Raw genomic sequence first — 11,673 nt, forward strand, 5'->3', positions numbered from 1 at the left:
CTCGCTGACCATGGCGCCCATCCATCGCTGTGAATCGCCAACCTATCACAACCAGGTCGCCTACGAATCCCCCTCCGCGCGCTTTCGTGACTCAGTAAGACTAGAGGCGCTTGCAAGCCGAACATGGCTCCAGTCAAGAGGCAGGTGTTAACCGCCAACGACCAGATGCAGGAGCTCTGCAATTTCATGGGCATCCGGTTTCTGACCATGCCCGCCCCAGCGACCTGGCCAAGGCGGAATTCGGCCATTTCGATCTGGAGAAGCTTGTCTGGCCCAAGCACAACGTCAAAGGCATCAAGCTGCCCGTTCGCTCTACGAGTACACCTACCGTGCGGTGCCGATCCATCTCAGGGTTGCTGGGATGGTGCAGGCCCAACGTCTGCGCTGGCCTAAAATCAAAATCCTGTTCCCGCGTCCCCGACCACCAGCTCTACGACCTCAAGCGGATCGCGATCTCTCTGATGTTGACGGGCCAGGGAGTATCGCATGAGGCCATATCGCACTACGTCGACCACAAGGGGGATCTCGAAACGACGATGATCTACGATCTTGGCTTGATCGACCCCTTGCTTCCGGCCACCGAAAGGCTCGGCGCCCTTTTCGGCATTTAGGCTCTGATCACAGTAGGAAGCTCGAACAGCATTCTTACCTCGGGCCGCCGTCTCCTGATCGGAGAGGCAGCACGAGAGCGCTGAGGGCTTGGATTGCGACCAAATCAACTTTGATCTGGATCACAATCGAACGATCCGTCAGATTCGGGTCAGGCTCGTACACTACGAGTGCGATGATTGCACACTAGGAGTACGTTGATATGGGCTACCAGAAGAAATCAGAAAAGCGAGTTGGCCGCTCACATTTGCAGTTGGCCACCATCGACGGCGCATTCCTGCCTACTCTACAATTGTCCCTCTACCAGCGGGAGGGTCCTACGCCGACGAAGAAGTCCTTTTTCCAACAATTGCTCCTGGATTTTGCTTTCGCTTGCGAACTATATTATCCGGTTCAGCAATATGAACGTTTCGCAATGGAGGAGGAAGATAGCCGCGATGCACAGCCTCAATTCGAATCAATCCACGCACCCAATTCCCGCACGTCCCGCCTCACCCCGAAGATTCAGGAACCTCGGAATCCGTGAGCTATGATGATGCCTTCCACAATGCCAATGCTCGCCAGTCCCGCAGCCAGTACCTTTGCACAGAGGATTTGACGGTTTCGGCGGGTTGTAACCTGGGTAGGCTGTCGGGTTCGACGAGAGGTTTGACCTGCTGCCAGTTCAATACCGCGCGAGGCCAGGGTGGATCAATCGAGCGCGCTCGAGGGTGAGCCACCATCTGATGGACAGAGGGCGCGGTGACGCGGCAGAAGAGCTGCGTGTCGCGTTCGGCCGGCGAGCGACCGTTGAGCGCTGTAGGTCCAGATGAACGCGAGATACTGGCCTTGCTTTCGGTTAAGCAGGGTAGCGGCTGTCTGCCAAGGAATTGATTCATTTTCTGATTCTTCCAGAACCTCCGCAATTGAGAAGGAGGCCATTCCGATGAATGCACTCTATCGCGTCGATCTCGACCAACCCGGACCTGTCGACCCACACGCCCGCGCCTTATCAGGCTCTGCCGCCATTGGAGGCGGGAAGCATCCTGCGACGGCTGGAATACAATTACACGCCCACGCACGCCAGCAGGCTTAACAGGTCGAGATCGAGATCGGCGTCCTGCGCAGTCAATGCCCCGACCGCCGTATCGAAAGTTGTGACAGCCCATTGCCAATCGTCGCCGCTAGGGAAAACCAGCGAAATAACAGCGGCGCCGGCGTCAATTGGATATTCTAAAGCGAACAGGCCCGCCTCAAAATGGCCAAAGCCTATCCAATGCCCACCGGCAAAGTGTCATAATCCCTGTGCAGAGCCACGAGTGGCCGCACGCTCAATGCCCTTCCGCGCCAGCAAAGTATCGTCCCAAACCGCAAGCGCTCGCATCCAGCGCCGTCCGATATCCGACAATGTGGGATACGCGACATTCGCGTATCCATTGCTCAGAAACGGTTCTCATTTGGCACGGGACGTGCGTGCAACCAAACCGCGTGCCCGCCAAGGAGAAGCTGTCGCATGGTCACATCACCGAAAAAATCCGCCGCCGGTCTCCCGGCTCGGGAGAAGGACGCACGAGTAAGCCCTTGCAACATGGATCCGATTGCTCACCCGAGTGGGCGCTGCCCGCTGCTCCACCTTCTCCCACAAGGAAAGACGGACACCGAGCACCTTCAACATGAGGAACAAATCACCTTACCTGGAACCTTGCCGATCATCTCACCGCCACAATCGGAGCCGTGGACCAAAGTTCCGTTTCACCGGCTGCGCAGGGCATTTATTGCGACCGCGTTGATTCTCGCGACGACCGCTCCGGTTTTGGCTGCCAACGACGACGGCAGGGTGACGTTCCTGCTCTACAACGGAATGGAGGTGGTCGTCATCCCCGATCATCATGCGCCGATCGTCACTCATATGGTGTGGTACAAGATCGGCAGCGCCGACGAGTCGCCCGGCAAGTCCGGCATCGCGCATTTCTTCGAGCATCTGATGTTCAAGGCTACGGCCAATCACGCCGCTGGCGAGTTGACCCGCGCCGTAGCCGAGATCGGCGGATCAATTAACGCCTTCACCAATCGCGATTTTACCGCCTTCTTCGAGACAGTAACACCGTCGGCATTGGAGCAGATGATGGGCTTCGAGGCCGACCGTATGCGCAACCTCATCCTCACCGACGACGTCGTCAAGATCGAGCGCGACGTGGTCCTGGAGGAACGCCGTTGGCGCATCGAGACCAATCCGGGGGCTATACTTGACGAGGCGGTCGATGCCACACTTTGGCAGAACCAGCCCTACCGCATCCCGGTCATCGGCTGGATGCATGAGATTGCGCAGCTTAACCGAACCGACGCCGTCGCCTTCTACAACAAATATTATAGCCCCAACAACGCCGTGCTGGTGGTAGCCGGCGACGTCGAGCCGGAAACGGTGAAGGTGCTGGCCGAGAAGACCTATGGCAAGGTCCCGCGTGGACCGGAGCTGCTGCCGCGAGTCCGGCCGGTCGAGCCTCAGCAGAACACGAAGCGCACAGTGACGCTGACCGACGCGCGCGTTTCGGTGCCTCGCTTCTCAACACATTGGGTGGTTCCGTCCTATCGCACGGCCGAGCCCGGCGAGGCTGAGGCGCTCGATCTGCTGGCCGAGATCCTCGGCGGCGGCAGCCGCAGCCGGCTCTATCAAGCGCTTGTGGTGAAAGAGGGCGTCGCCACCGGGGCCAGCGCCCGATTCCAGGGGGCCTCGCTTGATGCCACGAAGTTCGCGATCTCCGTCTCGCCGCGCGGCGATGCAAAGCTCGCCGATCTGGAAGCCGCGGCGGGTGCCGAAGTCGCCCGGATCGCCAAGGATGGCGTTGGCAATGACGAGTTGGACATGGCTAAAGACCGCTTAAACCGCTCGGAGATCTTCGCCCAGGATCAGCAGTCCTACATCGCCAACATATATGGATCCACGCTTGCCACCGGCGGCACTCTGAAAGATGTCGAGGAATGGCCGGACCGCATCCGCAAGGTCACCGCCGATCAGGTCAAAGCCGTTGCAGCCCGCTATCTCGTGCCTGGCCATTCGACCACCGGCTATCTCGTTCCCAAGACGGAGAATTGATGTGATGACGAACCACCAACACCGCGGCACCTTTGCATCTGCCTCCCCTGCTCTCCTTGTGGGAGATGGGAGGACCGCACGCCACGCCACCCTGCTGGCCATCCTGCTCCTCGCCGTCGTCTTCCTCATCCTGCCAGGGCTCACCGCCCAAGCGGCTGCGATGAACCTCCAGGTGGTGAAATCTCAAAAAGGCATCAACGCCTGGCTGGTAGAGGACCATACGGCACCCATCATCACCATCGGCTTTGTCTTCGATGGCGGCACCGCGCAGGACCCGGTGGGCAAGCTAGGGCTTGCCAATCTAATGGCCGGCCTCTTCGACGAAGGCTCGGGCGAACTCGACAGCAATGCCTTCCAACTGAAGCTCGATGGCGCCGGCGCCGAGATGGGCTTCAACGCATGGCGCGACGGCATCTATGGCTCGATGCGCATGCTTTCCGAACGGAAGGATGCGGCCTTCGACCTGCTCAGGATCGCGATCAACAGGCCCCGCTTCGATCAGGAGCCGGTCGACCGCGTCCGCGCCCAGATTCTTTCCAGCATCATCGCCAAGGAGCGCGAACCTCATGCGATCGCTGAGCTTGTATGGCGCCGCAGAATCTACGGCACGCATCCTTATTCGAGGCCGAGTAAGGGCACCAAGGAAAGCCTCGCCGGTATAACGCCGGCGGATCTAAGCGCCTTCCACACGGCCATGTTCGCCCGTGACGGGCTACACGTTGCGGTCGTCGGCGACATTGATGCCAAGGCCCTGAGTGAAAAGCTCGACCAATTGTTCGCCAATTTGCCTCAGAAGCAGGCGCTCACCCCGGTCCCCGACATCGCCCCGAAGCTCGGCCAGTGGACGTTGGTCGCATACGACCTGCCGCAGACTTCGCTTCAGCTGGCTTTTCCCGGCATCGGACCCAACGACCCGGAATTCTATGCTGCGCAGCTGATAAACGATATACTCGGAGGCTTGCCATTTACCTCACGTCTGTTCCAGGAGGTGCGCGAAAAGCGCGGCCTTGCCTACGATATCGGGTCCAACCTGGAAGGCTACCAGCATTCCGACGCGCTTGTCGTGACCACGTCGACGCGCGCCGACAGGGCCGCCGAGACGCTAGGCGCAATACGTCAAGTTATCAAGGAGTTGGCGGAAAAAGGGCCGACAGAGACCGAGCTCGAGGCGAGCAAGAAATATTCCATCGGCGCCTATGCTATCAATAATCTGGATTCCTCCAGCTCGATTGCAGCCACGCTCATCGGTTTGCAGCTCGACAAGCACGGCATCGACTACATCCAGCGCCGTCCCGCGCTAATCGAGCAAGTGAATCTCGACCAGGTCAAGGCGACGGCGAAGAAGCTGCTTTCGGCCGAGCCCGCCATCATGGGCGTTGGCCCGCGGCTGGACATCAAAGGATAAAGCCTGGATTCCAATTTCGCCGTCCTTCTCCCGCTGAGAGGCTTTCGGCAGAAGCGCAGTCCGGCCCCGTGGCTAATGGGATCTCATAAGATCGGCGAAAGGCAATTTCGCGGACCAAATGAGCCCTTACCAGCCAAGTCGCCAGATTGCGGCAAGCTCCTGCCCATACGAGCCTCTCTTCGCGCGGACTGGCCAATGAAAGTCGGCGCGGGGTCGCCAGCATCCACCGTCTGCCGCTGGCGAAAACATGTCGCATTGCTCAATTTTTTCAGCGACGAAACCCGAGCCGTCGACTAGCGACTTCAAACGTACTTCCTTCCCACTCGGGGACGGTAGTCTACCCGCTGTTTCGTCAAGGCCCTATTCGGACCTGGAAGTCGCGGAATACACACTGCCCATAATCGCTGCGTTAGGAAGGTGACCGGTATTGCCCCTGTGCCTTGCCATGATCCGCCACCTGAAATCGCCCGACCTGTTTGGCGCGATCGACCGTGTGCCTGCGCTTGGTATCCTCTTCCGACCAACGCTCATGTCGTCTGAGCAGAGCGCTGGGGTGCCCCCTGCGACCCGCCCTTTGGACGAGCAAAGGGACGCAAGATCGCACCCGAGCACGCGAGTAAAAGAAGCGCCCAAGGACCTCTTGGCCGCGGATCTTAATAATGTCGTGGTTCGTGTCTTAGCGGAAACGGCGGATCGCGATCGCAGGAATTGGAGCATGATGCCGCGACGTTCGACAGCGCGAACACATTTGTATCGGCGTAGCAGGCTTCGGCAGTGGTATGCCGACGGGCAATCCTGTGGCTTTCGTGATGGCGTCTTCGCTGGCATTCAAGATCAGCAGCGACGCAAATGTCCTATATTGCGTCTCGGTTCGAATCGCTATGTCCGATTCTCCGGGCTGCCGGGCACACGAACTGCGCCGCTAGCAATCATCGCATCGATGCGGTCTTGATTGATCCCCGTCTCGCGCAGAACCTCCACTGAATGCTCGCCGAGATCGGGGGCAGGACGATTGAAAACGAGTGCAGAGCCTGAAAGCTTCAGCGGCTCCAGCGCGACGCGATAGCGGCCGCCGTAGCTGTGTTCGACGTCGCGGACCAGTTCGCTGGCCACATCAGGATCGGCCAGCGCCTGATCGATACTGCGTACAGGGGCCAGCAGGATACCCGTGGGTGCAAGGCGCGTAAGCGCATCATCGCTGGTCAGCTGACGCAGACGACCTGACAGGATACCGGCGATCTGGTCCCGGTTTGTCCAAGGGCCCTTCCCCGCCAGCAGCGGTATGATCTGCTTGCTGAGGCCCAACGCGGCGGCAAGATCGGGGAGGGATGCGGAGTAAGCCACCAGAGCAATCGCCCCGTCCAAGGTGGAATAGATGCCGTAAGGCGCTGGCTGGTGACTGTGGCTAATGCCATTTCGCCCTCGACTTGCCGGCTCCTGTGCGTTCAGCGCATAGCAAGACTCCGACGCCAGCAAGTGAAGCGCGCACGACATCATATCCACACGCACCCACTGACCAAGCCCTGTCTGATCGCGCTGGCGCAATGCCGCCTGAACGCCGATGACTGCTTGTGATGCTGTGTAGGTATCAACAACGTAGGCACCGGCAGGAACGGGCGGACCATCGGCTGCCCCACCCAGGCTGGCGATGCCCGACAGGGCTTGGATAATCAGATCCAGCGCCGGCTTGTTTCGGCTTGGGCCTGCAGGACCATAAGCAGCTATCGAGCAATAGATTATTCCAGGGTGCTCCGCGAGAACGGCGGAACTGCCTATACCCATCCGCTCCAAGACTCCGGGTCGGAAATTTTCCAGAATGACATCCGCCTGGGAGATCATCTCGCGAATGACCGCTTGTGCCTCAGGCGTTTTCAGATCAATGGACAGTGAACGCTGGTTGCGATTCATGCCCAAGAAATAGGGGCTGGGTGCGTCTGGGTCCGCCGTCGGCTCCTTGATCCATTTACGCTGATAATCGCCGGCCGGCGCCTCGATCTTGACGACTTCCGCCCCAAGCGAACCAAGATACTGCGCTGCGATTGGTCCTGCCGCGTAGTGCGTGAATGCCAAGACGCGAATACCCTTCAGTGGGGGCACGTGATCCTCCTCCTGCGGGCGGGCTTTCGTTCCTATAGAAGTATTTTGCATTTGAGTGCCTCCATTGGTCCCGGTTTCTTTGCCGATTCATAGCTGCGGTTGTTCGTCGAGATGTGCTCCCAGAACCCACCCACTCGCGCTCGTCCCCTGCTCACACGGCAAACGCGGCGCACGCGTCAAGCGCCGGCGCGGCGCCCCCATGATCGCCGCGATATGGACGACCGTGAATCAAATGCCTGTGGCCGAACTATCAGGAATTGCTCAAGTTGCGGGCACTCCCAGGGATAGTGAGAGAAGTGTCCCGCGACTGATCAATTCGCTGACTTAAGATCAAGGACGACACTTCGCTTGTTGCGGCTCAACGAGGAAAAAAGGCTTTTGTGCTTTCGGGCCGGATCACCTCCGTCGGGCCTTTCGATCAGAATGACATCTGCGCCTAGATCTGCAAGCAGCAAGGTAGCATACGGACCAGGATACTGTTCCGCCAGGCTGAGTATTTTCACTCCTTCGAGTGGTGATTCGGACACGAGAACCTCCACACAATCTTTTCCAAGTGTTGAGCGCGGCGCTTGGTGTTGAGCGCGGCGCTTGTGGCGCCCCGTAAATTATGATGAGGGGAGCTTACCCAATTCAATGTTGCAACAGTGATAAGAGTTCGCGAATCATCGTAACTCACGGCCATTCCCGTATCGACGGTTGATGGGGCTTAATCGACCGCGGCCGCCGCGTTGGACGAAAAGCCGGCCGCTTCTTGCTCTTGGGATCGGCATGGATCGATCTCCTGAAGCAGTCGGGCGAAAGCCTCGCCGGCCGCATCGCCTATCTCGAGATGCGCCCGATCGACGGTCTGGAAGTCAGCGCCGCCGCTCTTGGGCCGCTATGGGTGCGCGGCGGCTTTCCAGACAGCTTTCTGGCCACTAACGACCGCACCAGTCAACGATGGCGGCAGGATTTCCTCCGCACCTATCTGGAGCGCGACATCCCCCTCCTCGGTCCGCGCATTCCGGCCGAGACGCTGCGCCGCTTCTGGACAATGCTGGCCACCACCAGGCCGGCCTACTCTACGCAGCCGAGTTCGCCCGCGCGCTCGGCGTCGACGGTAAGACCGTCGCGTCCTATCTTGATCTGCTCGTCGATCTCCTGCTGGTGCGCCGGTTGGAGCCGTGGCACGCCAATGTCGGCAAGCGTCTGGTCAAATCCCCCCGCGTTTATGTCCGCGACAGCGGCATCACCCATACGCTGCTCGGTCTCGCAACTCAGGAAGACGTGCGCGGACATCCAGTGGCCGGCGCCTCCTGGGAAGAGTTTGTAATCGAAGGCCTCACTGCCGCCGGCACCCTAAGCAACTTCTACCGAACAGCTGCGGGTGCGGAGATTGACTTGCTACTAACGCCGCCGGGCCAGCGCCTCTGGGGCATCGAAATCAAGGCGCAGCCTGACGCCAAGGGTGGAAAAAGGGCCTGCGAGGACCTTATTCCGGAGCAGCGCTTCGTTGTCTTTCCGGGATCGGAGCATTTTCCGCTCCAGCATGGCGTCGAAGCAGTGCCCTTGCAGGATCTGGGCCGGGCCGTACTTGACTAAGCATGATGCAGAAAAGTTCTGGCATTTCGGTCAGGGCGAAGCTCAAGCTCCCTCCACCCCACGATTGCGGCGGCTAGCCTTATTTGTGATCGGCCTCATCGGCCTTACGTTCGGCTTCACCAGCCTAATGGGGGATCCTCGCCTCAAGGCGGTCCATCGATGACACGAAAGAGAGGTGGATCGCACTTAATAACGTTTGAGGAGAGTGATTTCCAAAGCTCGGTCCCAGGCCTTCGGGAATAATCAAACTTTTTTGTGGTGACGGGCGTATGCTTTCGATCGGTATAATATTTCTTTGGGCAGTTCTGAGTGTCTGTCACTTAGTGATTTACATTATTTCGGAATTAGGTAGCAAGTGCCACCAACCATCACCTCAACATTACTGGGTTCGTCTTCCAATCCGTGATGCTCAGGACGGGATCAACATGGCTTACAAGCCGCGTTGATGAATGCATGAGGCTGCGTCAGAATCTTTTCACATTCGTGGAGGTAGGTAGCCACCCCTTGAATTCGGCTTTGAAAAGAACATATATGTTCTTATACGACGGAGTATGAGGAACCTTACGTTTATGTCAAAGAGCTCCACATCGCTTGAAATCCTCACCGATGCAACGGTGGTTGCGCTGGAAACACTTGGCTCTCATCTGCGCATCGCCCGCGAGCGTAGAGGAGACAGCCTGAAGACCATGGCCGCGAGGATGGGCACTTCGATCCCTACGCTGCGCAGGATGGAGGCGGGCGATGCAAAGGTGTCAATAGGTGTTTATGCCGCGGCGCTTTGGATTTTTGGGAAGTCCGAAAAGCTTGCTGAGGTTCTCAAGCCTAGCGAGGACGAGTACGCCACGATGCTCGATGTGAACCGGGCGAGCCGAAAGAGAGGATAGTATGAACGACTTCCGAGAAAACTTTCTTGCGGTCTGGTATCTCGAAAATCCGATCGGGCCGCGCCTCGTCGGCCGGGTGAAGCTCGAGGCGGGCAATCGGAGATGCCTTCTTGAACTGGATGAGGAGTGGAAGCGTTCGGGATTCCCTCTCTCTCCGGATCTCACCCATGACAAGAAGGTGCATGCTCCCTTGAGGGACATGGTGACTCCTGGCGCAATCGAAGACGCTATGCCGGATCGCTGGGGGGAGCGTATGATCAGGGTCGTCTCTCGCCCCTCGCGCATGAGCCCACTCGACAAGCTCTGGTATGCGGGCGACCGCCGTTTCGGTGCGCTTGGGATGTCTTCCAGCTTCGATGAATATCGTCCCGTCGACGAACAGCCGCTCATGAGTGTGGATTCCCTTCAGGAAGCGGAGGCGCTGATTGCACGCGTCCTCGAGCGTGAACCTCTCAGCGAGCGAGAAAGACAGCTCATCGCCAGCGCCGGCAGCATGGGCGGCGCCCACCCCAAGATGCTGATCGAAGCTGATGGAGAAGAGTGGATCGCCAAGTTTCCTCGCGGCAGCAACGTGGATCAACTCCTTGTCGAGCATGCCTGCATGGAACTGGCGCGCAGAGCCGGATTACACGTCGCATCGTCACAGGTTATCCCCGGCGGTATCGATCATATTCTGACGGTCCGTCGTTTTGACCGTGTTGGAGGTCTCCGCGTCCACGCTGTTTCAGCACGCACGATGCTGGCCTCGGAGGCCGACGACAGCTATGCCACCATCGCGGCGATCATCCGGCGCCATGGAGTCGCCGACTGCATCCAATCGATGCAACGAGAACTATTCCGCAGAATGGCGTTCAACATCATGATAGACAACACTGACGATCACACGAAGAACCACGCCTTTCTCCATACCGAGGACGGATGGCTGCTGTCGCCGGCTTTCGACATTCCGACGCAAATGAACGGTCTCGGACAACAGGCGATCCAGATCTCTCCGAACCCCAGGTTTCTGAACGACTTCAGTATCACACACGCCATGGCGGCGGCGCCTCACTTCGGCATGTCAAAAGAGGATGCTCAGCACGAATGGAACCAAGTGGCCGGATGGATCGGAAGATGGCAGGACATTTTTTCAGAATTCGGCGTCGCCGGGGTCGACATCGACTACCTTGGAGACATCTTGGATTCGCCGGCGATGCTCGAGCATCGTCGAGAGGCCATAGAACCGTCTAATATCGGTTCACCTGATGCGCCGAACGACAGATGTCGCCCCTAGACTGGCACGTTTCGCGGGGGCTGAACTTGGTGCCAGTTGCTACCTAATTCTGCATTATTTCGTAATAATTTCTGGTATTATCCAGATTGTGTTTCTGATCAGATCACGTTTTTCATCAAAACCAGAAGAGTAGGCGCTCCCAAAATGGCGGCGTGACCCTCGCCTGGGTCTCTTCTTGATAAGGAATGAGCCGCTGATAGGCGCGCAAGGCCTTGCTCTTCCACTCCGCCGTCTTGTCCTCGCCGGCATCGAGGTCACCCGCGGGACGTGATCTCGGTGGTGAGTGGTCTCCTTTCCGGCGCTCTAACGCCGGATGATTCCAGGTTTGACATCCCCGGAGACTACGCCGACTCCCAATTCCAACCACTTCCAGACAGTACCATCGGATGCCCGGCAGGAGACTGAGCTCACTGCCGGGCCGGGTACGCCTTGGGAGGTGGCGTAAGTCAGCGGTTTTCGTGGCCGTGGGACGACTTCCTCAGCCCGAACGCGGTTTGCCTGTAGCCGTGCATGTACTGTGCCAAAGCAAAAAGGCGTTCAAATACATCCGATAGATCAGAGCCTGCTGCGTTGCGTATCCGACATTGTCAGGTATCGGACGACACTGAACGTGTCTGAACGTTTGAATGGCGGATGAACCAGCTTCTCCGTAAGCGGTTAGCTGACGGCGTCTGGTTTGAAGTTCCAGGGCATGAGCATTTCGATTTTGGCTGCGGGCCAGCGCTGAGCGATGCGGGTCAAGGTCTGGGAG

At 58.6% G+C, this 11,673-nt stretch carries 9 protein-coding genes and 1 pseudogene; 8 read left to right on the forward strand and 2 right to left on the reverse strand.

The genetic code is table 11. The features are described 5' to 3' along the window. The first annotated feature begins 110 nt into the window (after positions 1 to 110). The 4 genes from ACFFNA_RS12150 to ACFFNA_RS12165 all read left to right on the forward strand — a co-directional run bounded on the left by ACFFNA_RS12150 (position 111) and on the right by ACFFNA_RS12165 (position 5,087). Entirely contained in the window at positions 111 to 611 is a 501-nt protein-coding gene (locus ACFFNA_RS12150; RefSeq protein ID WP_378918460.1) for a hypothetical protein, read from the forward strand. A 200-nt stretch (positions 612 to 811) separates the two neighbouring features. Next, complete coding sequence (locus ACFFNA_RS12155; protein ID WP_206073717.1) at positions 812 to 1,135, forward strand: hypothetical protein; 324 nt, start codon at positions 812 to 814, stop codon at positions 1,133 to 1,135. 1,266 nt (positions 1,136 to 2,401) lie between these two features. Then, positions 2,402 to 3,682 carry a M16 family metallopeptidase gene (locus ACFFNA_RS12160; protein ID WP_245331116.1) on the forward strand — a complete coding sequence of 427 codons (1,281 nt, stop codon included), beginning with the start codon at positions 2,402 to 2,404 and terminating at the stop codon, positions 3,680 to 3,682. Positions 3,683 to 3,686: 4 nt separating this feature from the next. Further along, positions 3,687 to 5,087, forward strand: a complete 1,401-nt coding sequence (locus ACFFNA_RS12165; protein WP_378918462.1) for a M16 family metallopeptidase — start codon at positions 3,687 to 3,689, stop codon at positions 5,085 to 5,087. Positions 5,088 to 5,966: 879 nt separating this feature from the next. On the opposite strand, the gene ACFFNA_RS12170 is transcribed toward ACFFNA_RS12165, so the two are convergent. Together ACFFNA_RS12170 and ACFFNA_RS12175 are read right to left on the reverse strand one after the other, a co-directional pair. Next, positions 5,967 to 7,235 carry a CaiB/BaiF CoA transferase family protein gene (locus ACFFNA_RS12170; RefSeq protein WP_095085164.1) on the reverse strand — a complete coding sequence of 423 codons (1,269 nt, stop codon included), beginning with the start codon at positions 7,233 to 7,235 and terminating at the stop codon, positions 5,967 to 5,969. 260 nt (positions 7,236 to 7,495) lie between these two features. Then, on the reverse strand, positions 7,496 to 7,723 hold the full coding sequence (locus ACFFNA_RS12175) for a CoA transferase (RefSeq protein WP_378918465.1): 228 nt from the start codon (positions 7,721 to 7,723) through the stop codon (positions 7,496 to 7,498). 290 nt (positions 7,724 to 8,013) lie between these two features. On the opposite strand from ACFFNA_RS12175, the pseudogene ACFFNA_RS41375 reads away from it, so the two are divergent. The 4 genes and pseudogenes from ACFFNA_RS41375 to ACFFNA_RS12190 all read left to right on the forward strand — a co-directional run. Then, positions 8,014 to 8,384, forward strand: a pseudogene (locus tag ACFFNA_RS41375) (DUF8612 domain-containing protein); the annotation flags it as partial. 81 nt (positions 8,385 to 8,465) lie between these two features. Continuing rightward, entirely contained in the window at positions 8,466 to 8,765 is a 300-nt protein-coding gene (locus ACFFNA_RS41380; RefSeq protein WP_514132017.1) for a DUF4143 domain-containing protein, read from the forward strand. A gap of 569 nt (positions 8,766 to 9,334) precedes the next feature. Then, positions 9,335 to 9,649 (forward strand): helix-turn-helix domain-containing protein, encoded by a 315-nt coding sequence (locus ACFFNA_RS12185; RefSeq protein WP_378918469.1) that lies wholly within the window; start codon positions 9,335 to 9,337, stop codon positions 9,647 to 9,649. Between the two features lies 1 nt (position 9,650). Beyond that, the gene (locus ACFFNA_RS12190; protein WP_378918471.1) at positions 9,651 to 10,922 is read left to right on the forward strand and encodes a type II toxin-antitoxin system HipA family toxin; all 1,272 of its coding nucleotides are present in this window, start codon (positions 9,651 to 9,653) and stop codon (positions 10,920 to 10,922) included. Positions 10,923 to 11,673 lie beyond the last annotated feature (751 nt).

It is taken from the genome of Mesorhizobium kowhaii, from assembly GCF_042431665.1.
Classification (GTDB): Bacteria; Pseudomonadota; Alphaproteobacteria; order Rhizobiales; family Rhizobiaceae; genus Mesorhizobium; species Mesorhizobium kowhaii.

Excerpts from the sequence above, each read along its gene's own strand:
- ACFFNA_RS12155 (WP_206073717.1), top strand. The coding sequence starts at position 812 with ATGGGCTACCAGAAGAAATCAGAAAAGCGAGTTGGCCGCTCACATTTG.
- ACFFNA_RS12165 (WP_378918462.1), top strand. The coding sequence starts at position 3,687 with ATGACGAACCACCAACACCGCGGCACCTTTGCATCTGCCTCCCCTGCT.
- ACFFNA_RS12170 (WP_095085164.1), bottom strand. The coding sequence starts at position 7,235 with ATGCAAAATACTTCTATAGGAACGAAAGCCCGCCCGCAGGAGGAGGAT.
- ACFFNA_RS12185 (WP_378918469.1), top strand. The coding sequence starts at position 9,335 with ATGTCAAAGAGCTCCACATCGCTTGAAATCCTCACCGATGCAACGGTG.
- ACFFNA_RS12190 (WP_378918471.1), top strand. The coding sequence starts at position 9,651 with ATGAACGACTTCCGAGAAAACTTTCTTGCGGTCTGGTATCTCGAAAAT.